Genomic DNA, 15,413 nt, shown 5'->3' with positions numbered 1-15,413 from the left:
CTCTCCTGAATTTAAGCCGAAAAAAAAGCCCGCACTGTTTAGGTGCGGGCTTGTTTTCTGTTTTTCCTGTATGCGTCAGCCCGCACCGTTACCTGAGGTAATGGTGGTGGTAATAATTGTGGTGTTCAGGCTGATTTTACGCATTTAGATTTATTTTCTGTCTGTTTTTGTCTGTCCGTCTTGCTTCCAGAAGTAAAGCAAAGCGCACATTAAGTCAACCCGATTTGTCCGGCGGACAGTTTTACACCACTGCGCACAGCCTCCGGTCAAATCGCAAAACGCTGTTCGATCGTTTGCGATGCAGAAATTCCCTGCGATCTGTTGCTGTAAAATCAGCTTTTTGCCGAGGATTTATCTGTGAGTTTTTTTTCAATATCGTGCAGCAGACGATGCAGCATCGCGCTGTCACGCTGTTCCAGCAAACCCACTCGCTGATCGATCCAGTCTGACAGCTTCTCATCATCACTGACATCGAGTTGCGCCAGCAGCTGATGGAAACGCTGACGCAGCGCCTGCAGCTGCTGCCCGTCGGCAGCGGACGCGACCGGCGCTTCAACCTGATTCAGCTTCGACAGCTGATAGCAGTAAACCATCACTGCCTGACCGAGATTCAGTGAAGGATAATCATTTGCCATCGGGATGCCGGTCAGCAGATCGACCTGCTCCAGCTCCTCGTTGGTCAGCCCGCTATCTTCGCGGCCAAACACCAGCGCCATGCTGTTGACCCACTGACGCTTTTCCAGCAGTTGCGTTTCAACCTGCTCGGGTGTGGCATAGTAACGGAACTTTGCCCGGCTGCGCGCCGTCGTCGCGACCGAAAAATCGATATCCGCTAAAGCCTCGGCAAGCGTAGTAAAGGCCTGAACATTATCGAGGATCTCACCTGCGCCATGGGCTACCCGGCGCGCTGCCGGATCCTGCCAGGCGTCGCTGGCAACGATGCGCAGCTGGCTGAACCCCATAGTTTTCATGGCACGCGCCGCAGCGCCGATATTTTCTGGCCGCGCGGGCGAGACGAGAATCAGGGGAAAAAGCATATTTATTCCATTGGTCCATTTACATAACGCCATATTAACATGACTGTTAATGATCCAGTTGTCAGAAGGCGACAAGAAAATCGGGTGTTAACAATGTTAAAACCAGTGAAAAGTGATGCCCTGAATATTTTTATCCCCGAAACCCGCCTTATTAAAGAAATCATTATTAATTTATTTAACTTCAAAGAGATAGAATGTGATTACCCGCTGGTTTCATTTTGGGTCACAGGCGTGATAAATGTAACGTAAATGATGCTTTTTGTGAGCTAAACAGGCATTCTGCGAGAAGTTTTTCACAAAAGTGTTAACGTGCTACAATTGCATTTGATATAAGTCAACGAAGCGTTGTTTTTATGCTTATCGGTTGTAGTTGGTGCTGTTAGGTTGCTGTTAATACAGTTAGGATATGCGCCATTATCATTAACGCCCGGGGCATGCAATTTTCATCCTGACTGGCTGAGCTAATACTGTTGTTGACGTTGATAGATGGCTTATCAAAATATGATTTCGTACAACGGTTCAGCGCGGCCCGCCGCTCTCGATGATGGAGAACGCCATACCGCTGTACGCCCTGTTTTCAATTTGTTGGCAAATTTTAGGTAGCTAAACATGCAGACCCCGCACATTCTTATCGTTGAAGACGAACTGGTCACGCGTAATACCCTCAAGAGCATTTTTGAGGCGGAAGGTTATGTGGTGTACGAGGCGACTGATGGCGCTGAAATGCATCAGGTGCTGACTGACAATGACGTTAACCTGGTCATTATGGACATCAACCTGCCCGGTAAAAACGGCCTGCTACTGGCCCGTGAACTGCGTGAGCAGGCCAATGTCGCTCTGATGTTCCTGACTGGCCGTGACAACGAAGTCGATAAAATTCTTGGTCTGGAAATTGGCGCTGACGACTACATCACCAAACCGTTTAACCCGCGTGAGCTGACTATTCGTGCCCGCAACCTGCTGTCGCGCACCATGAACCTGGCGATGCCAGGCGAAGAGCGCCGTCAGGTAGAGAGTTACAAATTCAACGGTTGGGAGCTGGATATCAACAGCCGCTCACTGATCAACCCGAACGGCGAGCACTACAAATTGCCACGCAGTGAGTTCCGCGCCATGCTGCACTTCTGCGAAAATCCAGGCAAAATTCAGACCCGTGCCGATTTGCTGAAAAAAATGACCGGCCGCGACCTTAAGCCGCACGATCGCACCGTTGATGTCACCATCCGTCGTATCCGCAAGCATTTCGAATCTACGCCGGACACGCCTGAGATCATCGCCACCATCCATGGTGAAGGTTATCGCTTCTGTGGTGATCTGCAGGATTAAGCAGCTGTCAGATGCGATAAACAATAAACGCCCCTGCGGGCGTTTTTTTTGCGCTCAATACAGCAGGTTAATCAGTGCCACGGCATAATCGGCACGGCACTGAGCGCATTTTTCGGTGAACCGTCGACCACTTTATCGGAGTAGGTCAGATAGACCAGAGCATTGCGCTTTTTGTCGAAGAAGCGTACAACCTGCAGCTTCTTGAAGATTAGAGAGGTACGCTGGCGGAAGACCACTTCTCCCTCCGCTTTGCCCTGCGCAATTTTATCACTCAGTTCGACCGGACCGACCTGCTGACAGGAAATCGCGGCATCAGAGGTATCTTCTGCCAGCCCCAGTCCGCCTTTAATACCGCCGGTCTTCGCCCGGCTGATATAACAGGTTACATTTTTAACGTCCGGGTCATCGAATGCTTCAACAATGATTTTGTGGTCAGGCCCGAATATCTTGAATACCGTATCAACAGAGCCAATCTGTTCGGCAAGCAGCGGGCTGGAAAAGGTCAGCGTGGTCAGCACAGCGATCATAAGACGCGTTATTGTCATGGAGTTACCATTGCAAATGGAATAGATGAGAATGTAATGTACTGTCAAACGAATTAATGACCAAACTAAAACGGGTTTAAGCCCGTACTGATTTAGCACAACCTTCCCCGGAAAACGGCCCACGTCTTTTGAGCAATGAGTGCTAATATTCTTCGAATGCGTTTAGCTGCACCACCAGAGTATGAGGATGTTTTATGGACCAAGCCGGTATCATTCGCGATTTGCTTGTCTGGCTGGAGAGCCATCTGGATCAACCCCTTTCACTGGACAATGTTGCCCAGAAAGCCGGTTACTCTAAATGGCATTTACAAAGGATGTTCAAGGACGTAACCGGTCACGCAATAGGTGCCTATATCCGTGCGCGTCGTCTGTCGAAAGCTGCTGTCGCGCTGCGGCTGACCAGTCGCCCGATTCTGGACATCGCCCTGCAGTATCGTTTTGATTCACAGCAAACTTTTACTCGCGCATTCAAAAAGCAGTTTGCTCAGACTCCGGCCTGGTATCGTCGCTCTTCCGACTGGAACTCATTCGGTATTCGTCCCCCGATTCGCCTGGACGATGAGACGCAGCCGGAACCGGCTTTCGTTACCCTGCCGGAAACGGTACTGGTGGGACAAACCCAGAACTACACCTGTATTCTGGAGCAGATCTCCAGCTATCGCGACGAGATGCGGATTCACTTCTGGAAGCAGTTCCTGCTGGAAACGGACACGGTTCCGCCGGTGCTGTATGGCCTGCATCAGGTGCGTGCCAGCCAGGACAAAGATGATGAGCAGGAGATTCTCTACACCACGGCGGTGCCTGCTGACAGCGCGGTCAACCTGCACTCCGGCCAGAGTGTTATTCTGGAAGCGGGCGATTACGTGCAGTTCACCTACAACGGCCCGCGCGTCAATCTGCAGGAATTTATCCTGCTGCTTTATGGCACCTGCATGCCAACGCTGGGACTGACCCGTCGTCAGGGACAGGACATCGAACGCTTTTATACTCATGGCGGTAAAAAGCTTAGCGAGCCACCGACCGAGATTCGGTGCGAATATCTGATTCCGATTCGCCGTCAGACTGTCGCCAGCTAAGATCAGGGCTGCCGTCTGTGGACGGCAGCTTTCACGACATCAGCGTTGCAGCTCGTCGAGCGCAGGCGCGTCAAGATGGGAAATATCCCCCGCCGTCTCCACAATCCACCCTTCTGCCAGCCAGGCACTCTGCTGATAATCGACACGTGAGATTGAGCAGTTACGCAGACGCAGGCGACGTTCCGCATACGCGGGCAGACCGAGAATCGTACTGACCAGCGATCCCAGTGCCATACCGTGACTGACCAGCAGCGGACGGCTTCCGACAGGCAGTTCGCGACAGGCATTCAGCGCGGCGTGCATGCGCGTCGCCATCTCCGTCATCGACTCGCCTTCTGGAATGCGACCGCCTTCGGTGCCGTTGACCAGCGTGGCGCGCCACTGCTCTTCCTCCGCCGTTAAACCATCCAGCGGACGCTTCTCCAGTACGCCCATATTCAACTCACGCAGCCGCGGATCCAGCGTCACTGCGCATCCGCAGGCGTCCGCAATAATCTCCGCGGTGCGGCGCGTACGTCCCAGATCGCTGGCAATCACGTGCGTGATGCCCAGATGTTTGACGCGCTCACCCACCTGATAAGCCTGTTGCTCACCTTTTTCCGTCAGCGGACTGTCGGATTGCCCCTGAATGCGGCGTTCCGCATTCCATACCGTTTCACCGTGACGAACAAGATAGACCTGTAGCATGTTAGTTTCCGTTATACTGCGACAAAAATCGTCTCAGAGCCTGTCCCATCAGGCGTCATTGTTGCAGACAGTCTGGACACGGAGCGTGCGGAATAATCCGGCGTACACGGAGTACGCGAGGATCGTGGCACTGCCCAGGTTCAGACCAGCCCATAAAATCGCCTGATGGGCCAGGCTCTTAATCACCTGAGGGTTCAATCAATTATGTACCATGTTGTCGCAGCCACAACCAACCCAGCGAAGATTCACGCGATTGCTCAGGCTTTCAGCGACGTTTTCGGCGAGGGATCCTGCCATATTGAAGGGGTCGAGGTCGATAGCGGCGTAGCAGCACAACCGTTAACCCATCTGGAAACGCGAACAGGCGCACGTCAGCGCGTCATGAATGCCCGACAGGTCCGGCCTGAAGCGGCGTTCTGGGTAGCGATTGAGGCAGGCATCGAAGATGACACCGCATTTGCCTGGATGGTCGTGGAAAACCAGAAGCAGCGCGGCGAATCGCGCTCGGCCAGTTTTACCCTGCCGCCAGTCGTGCTGGCAGGCCTGCGTGAAGGCCGTGAGCTGGGCGACGAGATGGCGCGGTTAACCGGCATCGACAATATCAAACACCAGGGTGGTGCTATCGGGGCGTTCACGAACGGCCTGCTCAGTCGCTCCAGTGTCTATCATCAGGCACTGATTCTGGCACTCTGCCCGTTCGTCCATCCGCTTTACCAGCAGTGATCAGGTGCGTCCCAGATGCGCTTCCAGCCAGCGTTTCAGCTCTGGGGGCGCCTCTTTCAGGCTGTTAGAGCCACGGGTAATGGTTGCGATGCCGACGCCGAGCTCATTTTTCAGCTCGCGCTGGCTCATTTCGCCGTTCATCAACTCTTCGATAATCCGCAGTCGGGTGCCGAATGCTTCCCGCTCATCAGGCGTCATCATCAGTTGCATCAGGGGCAATGCATGACCATCGGCAAAGGCCTGCTGCATCAGCACGACAAAGCGTTGCCAGCTATCTTCTGGCGAATGCGCATCGGTAGAAGGGGAATCAGAATGGGTCATGAAGAGGCTTCCGTACTCGCTAAAGAGTACGGAAGCTTAGCACAGCTAGTAACGGCGATTCCACTCAGCATCTGACAGGATCTTGTCAGGCTTGCCCATGAAGTGACGATAGTAGGCGTCATACGCCAGCACATTCTTCACGTAGCCGCGCGTTTCAGAGAACGGAATGGTCTCAATAAACGCGACGGCGTCGAGATTGCCTGCACTGGTTTTCTGCCAGCTTCGCACCCGGCCCGGCCCGGCATTATAGGCGGCGGAGGCGAAGATCCGGTTCTGGTTAAACTGTTGATAGACATATTCCAGATACTGCGTGCCGATCTGGATATTGGTTTCCGGATCCAGCAGCTGGCTGGTATTGCTGTAGCCAGGAATGTTATACATCTTCACGGTGTGCGCCGCGGTGGCAGGCATAATCTGCATAAGACCACTCGCCCCGACCGGCGAATGCGCTTTTGGGTTCCAGGCGCTTTCCTGACGCGAAATCGCCATCGCATAGCTCGGCGGGATCTGTTTGACCTCGGTGTTACGCTCATAGACGCTCTGCCACGCCAGCGGGAAGCGCTCTTTCAGGCTGTCCCACATTTTTGCGGTGATGGTCGCCTGCACGCTGAGATCCCACCAGTCCTGCTCATTGGCGTAACGCGCCAGCATCTGCTGCTGCGTGTGGGTGCGGCTGGCAATCAGATTGCTCCACTCGCTGCGTGCCAGATTATCCAGCCCCCAGTACATCAGTTCGCGCACGCGGGCCAGCTCCGGTCCCTGCACAGTGGCACTGTCAGGCTTCGGCGCTTCATCCACCTGCAACGGGTAGTCAACGCCAAGCCGCTGGGCGGCCACCATCGGATAGAAGCCACGCGCCTGCATCAGCTTACGCAGAATCTCTTCCGCTTCCTCTTTACGATCTTTCTCAAATAGCAGGTCAGCCTGCCAGTACTGCCACTCATCTTTCTCTTTGGCCTCCAGCGGCAGACGGGCGATCCAGGTGTTCAGACCGCGTCTGTCATGCTGAGAAAGCGCCAGGCGCACCCGGCGTTCCACCAGCGCGGTTGACTCACTGTTCATCACCACCGCATCGCGCCAGCGCGCCTGCTCAGAAGTGAGATCGCTGCCCATCATGCGCCAGACCACAATCTCTTTCAGCGCCTGCTCATCTTCCGGCCCCATCTTCTGCGCCCGGACCAGTATCGGAATCAGGCTGCGGGCATTTTCCATGTCCTGCCGCGCCACGCGCGTAAAGGCGTAAATCGTGGCCTGACGGGTGAAGTCGGTTGGCCCAACGGCGCTGGCAAACGTGCTGACCGTTAACGGATCCTGCTGCAGGGACTGTATCGCGTCAGACATGGTCTGATAGTCAGCAGGTAACGTTTTCGCCAGATAACTCACCAGGCTGTCGTTGCCCGCTTTCATCGCCAGCCGGATACGTTCCAGGATGGTAATAGGCGAAACCTGACCGGAAGCCTGCCATACCGAGAAGAGCTTATCGCAGTCGGCGGGCAGGGCTGTGCCACGCAGCCAGATCTGCTTTGCGCCATCAAACGCGGCCTGCTGCTGACCGGTGGCCCACTTGGCGTAATACCAGTTACATCGTGCCTGCACCGGCTTGGGTTCGGTCGGACTGAAGTTCAGCACGCCCTGCCAGTCCTGACGCCAGGCCAGCACATTGATAAAGCGGGTACTGAGCGAGCGTGCGGGTGGCAGCGTCGGATACTGGCGAATAAAGTTCTGCACGGCCAGGGCGGTTTCCTGATCGAGATCCTGTGCCAGCAGGCGATATTGCAGATAAGGGTAGAGCGGATAATCCTGGAGCGTCGGCAACAGCTGATCCACAGTCGCCATCTGATTACTGTCCCAGGCCTGTTTAATTTGTTGATAACGTTGCCGTTGTTGATCCAGCGAATCGGCCCATGCGCTGCTGGCCGAACCGACCAGGCAGATCCCTATCATCCAGTTACGCCACTTCACCACGTAAATCTCCTCTGTTGCTGGGCGCCGGCGAGTTGCCAGACAGTCTTTCATGCTAACCGGGCCACCGGACTCTTGCCATGTTCTTCGCAAAATTTACGCATACGGACATTAAACGCACCGTCATCGCTCAGCGTGCGCGCCGTCATTGTGCAAATTATCATCAGAAAATCTTATCACTGAATGCATTAAACTGTTGAATCATCGTCTTAAAAAAGTGGCACACCCTTTGCTCTGTTGAATCCCATCTTGTATACCAGCTGGAATTCTTCCTATGACTTCAACCCTCGGCCTGACACTTGCCGCCTGGCAGCAGCGCTATCAGCAGGCTCCGCAACAGATAACCTCACTGCTGAGCGCACACCTGGCAGCGATGGATACCCGTGATAATGCCTGGATCTATCTCGCGACCCCGGATCAGTTAGCGGCACAGATTGCGCCACTGCTGGCGGACTATCAGCGCGATCCCGGCTCGCTGCCGCTGTTTGGTGTGCCCTTTGCGGTCAAAGACAATATTGATGTGGCGGGCTGGCCCACCAGCGCTGCCTGCCCTGCCTTTACCTATACCGCCAGCGAAGACGCGGTCGCCGTCGCCCGGCTGAAAGCCGCTGGCGCCGTCGTCATCGGCAAAACCAACCTCGATCAGTTCGCGACCGGTCTGGTGGGAATCCGCTCGCCTTATGGTGCGGTCAGTAACACCTTTGATGCTGATTATGTCAGTGGCGGCTCCAGCTCCGGCTCGGCATCCGTGCTGGCGCGCGGGCTGGTCGCTTTTTCGCTGGGCACCGATACCGCTGGTTCGGGCCGTGTGCCGGCAGGCTTTAACAATATAGTCGGCCTCAAGCCGACCAAAGGCTGGTTCTCTGCGCGCGGCGTGGTGCCCGCCTGTCGCCTCAACGACACCCTTTCGGTGTTTGCGCTGACGGCAGAAGATGCGTTTAGCGTCGCCAGCGTCATGGGAGGTTATGATGCCGGTGACGCCTATTCGCGTGTGAATCCGCGCACCGCCCCGGCCAGCCTGCCGGTTCATCCCCATTTTGCTGTACCTTTGAACCCGGAATTTTTTGATGATGCTGCGGCCGAAGCAGCCTGGGATCAGGCGCTGGAGGCATTACAGACGGGCGGCGCAACGCTGCACCCTATCGACTTCACCCCGTTCAGCAAGCTGGCTGAACAACTCTATTACGGCGCCTGGGTCGCCGAACGCACGGCGGCGGTGGGCGGGATGCTCGATCATCCGGCGGAGATGGACCCGGTGGTGCATGAGATCGTCGCCAGCGGCCTGAAATACAGCGCGGTCGATGCTTATAAGGCGGAGTATCTGCGGGCGGAGCTGACGCGCCAGATACACCAGACGCTGGCACAGTTTGATGCGCTGGTCGTGCCGACCTCGCCCACCATCCACACCCTGGAGGAGATGAAGCAGGAGCCGATTCTCTACAACTCACATTTCGGCACCTATACCAACTTCACCAATCTTGCCGACCTCTCAGCGCTGGCGCTGCCCGGCCCGTTCCGCAACGACGATCTCCCGGCTGGCATCACACTGATTGCGCCAGCCTGGCACGATCGGGCGCTGGCGGAATTTGGTCTTCGCTGGCAGCAGCAGCTCGCGCTGCCGCTGGGCGCGACCGGCCAGCCCTTTCCGACCCGGCGCACTTCGCTGCCCGCTTCACCCGACCACGTCCGGCTGGCGGTCGTGGGCGCGCATCTGACCGGCATGCCACTTAATTTCCAGCTCACTGAACGCAAGGCCGTCTGGGTCGAAGAGACGCAGACCGCGCCACACTATCGCCTCTTCGCCCTGCTGGAGGGCGCGATCAAAAAGCCCGGCCTGATGCGTGACGAACAGGGCGCTGCGATCACCGTTGAACTGTGGGATATCCCGGTCGCGCGTTTTGGCGAGTTTGTGGCGGAGATCCCCGCCCCGCTGGGTATCGGCAGCCTGACGCTGGCTGATGGCCGGGTGGTGAAAGGCTTTATCTGCGAAGGCTCGGCGCTGAAGACCGCGCTGGAGATTACTGAAACAGGCGGCTGGCGCAACTGGCTGGCATCACAGGGGAGTCACTGAGCATGTTCACCACCATACTGATTGCCAACCGCGGCGAAATTGCCTGCCGCGCCATCCGCACTCTGAAGCGCCTCGGGGTGACAAGCGTCGCAGTCTACTCCGACGCTGACCGCAACGCGCAGCACGTTAAGCAGGCCGATATCGCTATCGCGCTGGGCGGCGACAAAGCCAGCGACAGCTATCTTCGTATCGACAAAATCCTGGCGGCGGCGCAGCAGAGCGGCGCGCAGGCGATCTGGCCAGGCTACGGTTTTCTTTCTGAAAGCCAGCCGTTTGCTGACGCCTGCGACGCGGCGGGCATCGCCTTTGTCGGCCCTACCGCGCAGCAGATTGGTGAGTTCGGCCTGAAGCACCGCGCCCGTGAGCTGGCAGCCAGCGCGGGTGTCCCGATGACACCAGGTACACCGCTGCTCGCCTCGCTGGAGGCGGCGTTACAGGCCGCCGATGAAATAGGCTATCCGGTGATGCTGAAAAGCACGGCGGGCGGCGGCGGCATTGGCCTGACGCGCTGCGCCGATGCCGATGCGCTCGCCAGCGCCTGGGAGAGCGTGCGCCGTCTGGGCGAACAGTTCTTCAGTGATGCCGGCGTTTTTCTGGAGCGCTGTATCGATCGCGCCCGCCACGTTGAAGTGCAGATTTTTGGTGATGGCACCGGCACCGTGGTGGCACTGGGCGAACGCGACTGCTCACTGCAGCGCCGCAATCAGAAGGTGGTGGAAGAGACGCCGGCACCCGGTTTATCGCAGGCGACGCGTGACGCCCTGCTCGCCTCGGCGGTTCGGCTCGGCGAGCGGGTTAACTACCGCAGCGCAGGTACCGTGGAGTATATCTACGACGTCGACCAGCAGACCTTTTACTTTCTGGAAGTGAACACCCGTCTGCAGGTGGAACATCCGGTCACAGAATGCGTCACCGGACTCGATCTGGTCGAATGCATGTTGCAGGTGGCGGCGGGCGATGCGGTGGACTGGGCACGTCTGCAGCGGCCTCCAAAGGGCGCGGCCATTGAGGTGCGGCTCTACGCGGAAGATCCGCTGAAGAACTTTCAGCCCAGCCCCGGCCTGCTCACCGGCGTTACCTTCCCTGACGGCGTGCGGGTCGACAGCGGCATCGAAACCGGTAGCGAGGTCTCCAGCTTCTACGATCCAATGATCGCCAAGCTGATTGTGCATGCCAGCACCCGCGATGCGGCGCTGGAAAAACTACACCAGGCGCTGGATGCCACGCAGCTGCATGGCATCGCCACCAACCTCGACTATCTGCGCCAGATCACCACCAGCGACGCTTTTCGCAGTGGCAACGTCTGGACGCGCTACCTCGACAGCGTCGTCCCTGCCTCCTCCGTAGTGGAAGTGCTGCAGCCCGGCACCTTCAGTTCGGTTCAGGACTACCCTGGTCGCCTCGGCTACTGGGATATTGGTGTGCCGCCTTCCGGCCCGATGGATGACCTCGCGTTCCGGTTGGCGAACCGCATCGTCGGTAACCATGAATCAGCCGCAGGCCTGGAATTTACTCTGCAGGGACCGACGCTGCGTTTCCACTGCGATGCCATTCTGGCGCTGACCGGCGCGGACTGCAACGCCCGGCTTGATGGTGAACCGGTCAGCACCTGGCAGCCGCTGGCCGTGAAAGCGGGACAGACTCTGGCGCTGGGACGCGCGCGGACCGGCTGCCGCAGCTATCTGGCGGTGCGTAACGGCTTCGACGTGCCGGAATATCTGGGCAGCCGCAGCACCTTTTCACTGGGACAGTTTGGCGGTCACGCCGGACGTACCCTGCGCGTGGCCGATATGCTGGCGATCTCACAGCCTGAACGGGCAGCCTGCACCACGCCTGCGCCAGTCAGCGATCCGCAGCCGCTCGATACCGCACTGATTCCGCACTACGGCAGTGAATGGCGCATCGGCGTGCTCTACGGCCCGCACGGCGCACCAGACTTCTTCACCCAGGCTGCCATCGACGAGTTCTTTGCCAGCGACTGGCAGGTGCACTACAACTCCAACCGCCTCGGCGTGCGGCTGGTTGGCCCGAAACCGACCTGGACCCGCGCCAACGGCGGCGAAGCGGGCCTGCACCCCTCCAACGTTCACGACTGTGAATATGCCATCGGCGCGGTCAATTTCACCGGCGACTTCCCGGTGATCCTGACGCACGATGGCCCGAGCCTGGGCGGCTTTGTCTGTCCGGTAACTATCGCCAAAGCCGAGCTGTGGAAAGTGGGTCAGGTCAAACCTGGCGACACCATCCGCTTCCATCCCATTACGGCAGACGATGCGCTGGCGCGGGAAAAAGCACAGATGCACCTGGTCGACACCCTGCGACCGGAACATCCACCAACCTTTGCCGTGCCGTCGCTGGCCGAAACCGCTCACGGCTCCGCCACGATTCTGGCCGCCATTGAGGCTACCAACAGCACGCCAAAAGTGGTCTATCGCCAGGCGGGCGATAAATATGTGCTGATTGAGTATGGTGACAACGTGCTGGACCTGGCGCTGCGCCTGCGCGTCCATCTGCTGATGAATGCGCTAACGGCGCAGGCGGAGACGGGTGTCGGGGAGCTGTCGCCTGGTGTGCGTTCGCTGCAGGTGCGTTACGACAGCCGCATCATTAGCCAGTCCCGGCTGATGTCACTGCTGCTGGCGCTGGAAGCGACGCTGGGCGACGTCAGCACGCTGAAAGTGCCCTCCCGCGTGGTGTGGATGCCGATGGCATTTGAAGACAGCGCCACGCTGGGTGCGGTCAGCCGCTATCAGGAGACGGTGCGTGCCAGCGCGCCCTGGCTGCCCAACAACGTCGATTTTATCCAGCGCATTAACGGTTTAAGCAGCCGCGATGAGGTACGCGACACCCTGTTCGACGCCAGCTATCTGGTGCTGGGGCTGGGCGACGTCTATCTTGGCGCACCCTGTGCCGTGCCGATCGATCCGCGCCATCGCCTGCTGAGTTCCAAATACAGTCCGGCGCGCACCTTCACCGCCGAAGGCACCGTCGGGATTGGCGGCATGTATATGTGTATCTACGGCATGGATTCGCCCGGCGGCTATCAGCTGGTGGGCCGCACGCTGCCTATCTGGAACACCTTCCTGAAAAACCCGCAGTTCGCGCCCGATGCGCCGTGGCTGCTGCGCTTCTTCGATCAGGTACGCTTCTATCCGGTAAGTGAAACCGAACTGAACCAGCTGCGCGAAGATTTCCGGGAAGGTCGTGCCAGCCTGCGTATTGAAGAGACGCAGTTTGATTTTGCCGCCCACCAGCAGTTCCTCGCCGACCACGCCGCTGAGATTGCCGCGTTCCGCCAGCGCCAGGCCACCGCCTTTGAACAGGAAGTGCAGCTCTGGGCGCAGGAAGAGCAGAACGCAACGCAGGCGGATGACACGCCTGCCAGCGTCATCGAAGAGGAGGAGAACGGGCTGCCGGTGCAGGCGGACCTCAATGGCAACATCTGGAAAGTGCTGGTGCAGCCGGGCGACGCAGTCAGCGCCGGGCAGACGCTGATTATCGTCGAGGCGATGAAGATGGAGCTGGCGATTGTCGCCCCGCAGGCCGGTCGGGTAACGCGGATTGCCTGTCAGGCGGGCCGTCCGGTCAGTCCTGGCGACACCCTGCTGTGGCTGGAATAAGGAGCGCCGATGACAACCCAACCTCAATCCCCTAAAGCGCGCCCGGAAGCGCTGGCCGAACGGGTCTATCAGGCGCTGAAGGCCGATATTTTCGCCTTTCGCCTGATGCCGGGCGATCGTTTCAGCGAAAGCGAAATCGCCGGACGGATGGCGGTCAGCCGCACGCCGGTGCGCCAGGCGCTGTTCCGGCTGGAGCGCGAAGGCTTTGTCGAAGTGTGGTTCCGCAGCGGCTGGCAGATTAAAAATTTCGATTTCGCCTGGTTCGAATCGCTGTATGACCTGCGCACGGTGCTGGAGTGCGAGGCGGTAAAACGCCTCTGCGCCCTGCCTGCGCCGCAGTCTGGCGCGCTGTTAAGCGAACTGAATCAGTTCTGGTGTGAGGCAGAGGCGCTCACCGAGGGCCTGGTGGTGTCGCAGCATGACGAGGCGTTTCACATGACGCTGGTCGCGGCAGCGGGTAACCCGGAGATGGCGCGCATTCACGCCGAACTCACGGAGAAGATCCGCATTATCCGTCGGCTCGACTTCACCCGTGATGACCGCGTCTGTGCCACTTATCAGGAACATGCGCAGATTTTACAGGCGATCTTTCAGCAGCAGACCATCGAGGCACAACGCATCCTGACCGATCACATCGCCGTCAGTAAGGCGGAGGTCAGGAAGATCACCCTGCACCGCCTCCAGCAGGCCCGGCTCCAGCTTACCGAATAACATAACAACCACCCAGGGGTTTAAATGATGAAAAGACGTTCGTTGATCAAGGCTTTCGCCCTCTCCGCCACCGTTATCAGCATGGGGTTCGCCTGGAGTGCGCAGGCGGCTGACACCATCAAAGTGGGTATCATGCATTCGCTCTCTGGCACCATGGCGATTTCTGAAACGCCACTGAAAGATGTGGCGCTGATGACCATTGATGAGATCAACGCAAAAGGCGGCGTGCTGGGGAAAAAGCTGGAACCGGTGGTGGTCGATCCCGCCTCTAACTGGCCGTTATTTGCCGAGAAAGCGCGGCAGCTGCTGACTCAGGATAAAGCGGCAGTGGTGTTTGGCTGCTGGACTTCAGTGTCACGCAAATCGGTACTGCCGGTGTTTGAAGAGCTGAACGGCCTGCTGTTCTATCCGGTGCAGTATGAAGGGGAAGAGATGTCACCCAACGTCTTCTACACCGGCGCGGCGCCTAACCAGCAGGCGATTCCGGCGGTGGAGTACCTGATGAGCGAAGATGGCGGCAGCGCGAAACGCTTTTTCCTGCTGGGTACCGACTACGTCTATCCGCGCACCACCAACAAAATCCTGCGCGCCTTCCTGCACAGCAAAGGCGTGGCCGACAAAGATATCGAAGAGGTCTACACGCCGTTTGGTTACAGCGACTACCAGACCATCGTGTCCAACATCAAAAAGTTCGCGGCAGGCGGTAAAACGGCGGTGGTCTCGACCATCAACGGCGACTCCAACGTACCGTTCTACAAAGAGCTGGCGAACCAGGGCATCAAAGCTACTGACATTCCAGTGGTCGCCTTTTCGGTGGGCGAAGAGGAGCTGCGCGGCATCGACACCAAACCGCTGGTGGGTCAGTTAGCGGCCTGGAACTATTTCGAGTCGATCGATAATCCGACCAACGCGAAGTTCGTCGCCGATTACCGCGCCTACGCCAAAGCACACAACCTGCCGAATGCGGCTACCGTCGTCACCAACGACCCGATGGAAGCAACTTATGTTGGCATCCATATGTGGGCGCAGGCGGTGGAAAAAGCGGGCACGACGGATGTGGACAAAGTACGCGCGGCGATGGCCGGTCAGACCTTCAACGCGCCGGATGGCTTTACCCTGACCATGGATCAGACCAACCATCATCTGCATAAGCCGGTCATGATTGGCGAAGTAGAAGAGAACGGTCAGTTCAGCGTGGTGTGGCAGACCGATAAGCCGGTGCGCGCACAGCCGTGGAGCCCGTACATTGCCGGTAACGACAAGAAGCCCGATCACCCGGTGAAGACCGCGCAGTAAGCGCGCGTTGCTGATGAGAAAGCGTCACCCGCTGTGAC

Annotated in this window: 13 protein-coding genes and 1 other annotated feature; of the genes, 7 read left to right on the top strand and 6 right to left on the bottom strand. The window is 58.0% G+C overall.

What is annotated here, in order from left to right:
* Positions 1-18: 18 nt before the first annotated feature.
* Positions 19-137: a sequence feature (Thr leader region), on the bottom strand.
* Together thrL and N1689_RS13540 are read right to left on the bottom strand one after the other, a co-directional pair.
* Entirely contained in the window at positions 76-144 is a 69-nt protein-coding gene (gene thrL, locus N1689_RS13545; protein WP_071822204.1) for a thr operon leader peptide, read from the bottom strand. (Overlaps the previous feature by 62 nt.)
* A gap of 188 nt (positions 145-332) precedes the next feature.
* Positions 333-1,037 carry a tRNA/rRNA methyltransferase gene (locus N1689_RS13540; protein WP_161731704.1) on the bottom strand — a complete coding sequence of 235 codons (705 nt, stop codon included), beginning with the start codon at positions 1,035-1,037 and terminating at the stop codon, positions 333-335.
* A gap of 609 nt (positions 1,038-1,646) precedes the next feature.
* On the opposite strand from N1689_RS13540, the gene arcA reads away from it, so the two are divergent.
* Positions 1,647-2,363: a two-component system response regulator ArcA gene (arcA, locus tag N1689_RS13535; protein ID WP_010253677.1), complete on the top strand. Its 717-nt coding sequence runs from the start codon at positions 1,647-1,649 to the stop codon at positions 2,361-2,363.
* 71 nt (positions 2,364-2,434) lie between these two features.
* On the opposite strand, the gene creA is transcribed toward arcA, so the two are convergent.
* Entirely contained in the window at positions 2,435-2,908 is a 474-nt protein-coding gene (creA, locus tag N1689_RS13530) for a protein CreA (RefSeq protein WP_161731706.1), read from the bottom strand.
* A gap of 194 nt (positions 2,909-3,102) precedes the next feature.
* Between creA and robA the strand changes: the two genes are divergently transcribed.
* Complete coding sequence (gene robA / locus N1689_RS13525) at positions 3,103-3,984, top strand: MDR efflux pump AcrAB transcriptional activator RobA (protein ID WP_161731708.1); 882 nt, start codon at positions 3,103-3,105, stop codon at positions 3,982-3,984.
* Between the two features lie 39 nt (positions 3,985-4,023).
* On the opposite strand, the gene gpmB is transcribed toward robA, so the two are convergent.
* The gene (gene gpmB, locus N1689_RS13520; RefSeq protein ID WP_161731710.1) at positions 4,024-4,671 is read right to left on the bottom strand and encodes a 2,3-diphosphoglycerate-dependent phosphoglycerate mutase GpmB; all 648 of its coding nucleotides are present in this window, start codon (positions 4,669-4,671) and stop codon (positions 4,024-4,026) included.
* 204 nt (positions 4,672-4,875) lie between these two features.
* On the opposite strand from gpmB, the gene yjjX reads away from it, so the two are divergent.
* Positions 4,876-5,394, top strand: coding sequence for an inosine/xanthosine triphosphatase (yjjX, locus tag N1689_RS13515; protein ID WP_161731712.1), 519 nt, complete (start codon positions 4,876-4,878; stop codon positions 5,392-5,394).
* On the opposite strand, the gene trpR is transcribed toward yjjX, so the two are convergent.
* Positions 5,395-5,715 (bottom strand): trp operon repressor, encoded by a 321-nt coding sequence (gene trpR / locus N1689_RS13510; protein ID WP_222924588.1) that lies wholly within the window; start codon positions 5,713-5,715, stop codon positions 5,395-5,397.
* A gap of 45 nt (positions 5,716-5,760) precedes the next feature.
* A complete protein-coding gene (gene sltY, locus N1689_RS13505; RefSeq protein ID WP_260059142.1) occupies positions 5,761-7,680 on the bottom strand; it encodes a murein transglycosylase in 1,920 nt (639 codons plus the stop codon).
* Between the two features lie 271 nt (positions 7,681-7,951).
* Here sltY and atzF point away from each other — a divergent pair, with 271 nt between their 5' ends.
* Genes atzF through urtA form a run of 4 tightly spaced genes read left to right on the top strand, consistent with a single transcriptional unit; the run spans position 7,952 to position 15,375 of the window.
* Positions 7,952-9,748, top strand: a complete 1,797-nt coding sequence (gene atzF, locus N1689_RS13500) for an allophanate hydrolase (protein ID WP_161731718.1) — start codon at positions 7,952-7,954, stop codon at positions 9,746-9,748.
* 2 nt (positions 9,749-9,750) lie between these two features.
* Positions 9,751-13,368 (top strand): urea carboxylase, encoded by a 3,618-nt coding sequence (gene uca / locus N1689_RS13495; RefSeq protein WP_260059141.1) that lies wholly within the window; start codon positions 9,751-9,753, stop codon positions 13,366-13,368.
* Between the two features lie 9 nt (positions 13,369-13,377).
* The gene (locus tag N1689_RS13490; protein ID WP_260059140.1) at positions 13,378-14,079 is read left to right on the top strand and encodes a GntR family transcriptional regulator; all 702 of its coding nucleotides are present in this window, start codon (positions 13,378-13,380) and stop codon (positions 14,077-14,079) included.
* 27 nt (positions 14,080-14,106) lie between these two features.
* A complete protein-coding gene (urtA, locus tag N1689_RS13485) occupies positions 14,107-15,375 on the top strand; it encodes an urea ABC transporter substrate-binding protein (protein WP_161731743.1) in 1,269 nt (422 codons plus the stop codon).
* The last annotated feature ends 38 nt before the right edge of the window (positions 15,376-15,413 follow it).

It is taken from the genome of Pantoea sp. XY16 (assembly GCF_025153065.1).
Lineage (GTDB): Bacteria > Pseudomonadota > Gammaproteobacteria > Enterobacterales > Enterobacteriaceae > Pantoea > Pantoea alfalfae.
This window is presented reverse-complemented; position numbering and strand designations above follow the sequence as displayed.

Coding starts and splice junctions, on each gene's coding strand:
- N1689_RS13540 (WP_161731704.1), bottom strand. CDS start 1,037: ATGCTTTTTCCCCTGATTCTCGTCTCGCCCGCGCGGCCAGAAAATATC.
- arcA (WP_010253677.1), top strand. CDS start 1,647: ATGCAGACCCCGCACATTCTTATCGTTGAAGACGAACTGGTCACGCGT.
- creA (WP_161731706.1), bottom strand. CDS start 2,908: ATGACAATAACGCGTCTTATGATCGCTGTGCTGACCACGCTGACCTTT.
- robA (WP_161731708.1), top strand. CDS start 3,103: ATGGACCAAGCCGGTATCATTCGCGATTTGCTTGTCTGGCTGGAGAGC.
- gpmB (WP_161731710.1), bottom strand. CDS start 4,671: ATGCTACAGGTCTATCTTGTTCGTCACGGTGAAACGGTATGGAATGCG.
- yjjX (WP_161731712.1), top strand. CDS start 4,876: ATGTACCATGTTGTCGCAGCCACAACCAACCCAGCGAAGATTCACGCG.
- trpR (WP_222924588.1), bottom strand. CDS start 5,715: ATGACCCATTCTGATTCCCCTTCTACCGATGCGCATTCGCCAGAAGAT.
- atzF (WP_161731718.1), top strand. CDS start 7,952: ATGACTTCAACCCTCGGCCTGACACTTGCCGCCTGGCAGCAGCGCTAT.
- uca (WP_260059141.1), top strand. CDS start 9,751: ATGTTCACCACCATACTGATTGCCAACCGCGGCGAAATTGCCTGCCGC.
- N1689_RS13490 (WP_260059140.1), top strand. CDS start 13,378: ATGACAACCCAACCTCAATCCCCTAAAGCGCGCCCGGAAGCGCTGGCC.
- urtA (WP_161731743.1), top strand. CDS start 14,107: ATGAAAAGACGTTCGTTGATCAAGGCTTTCGCCCTCTCCGCCACCGTT.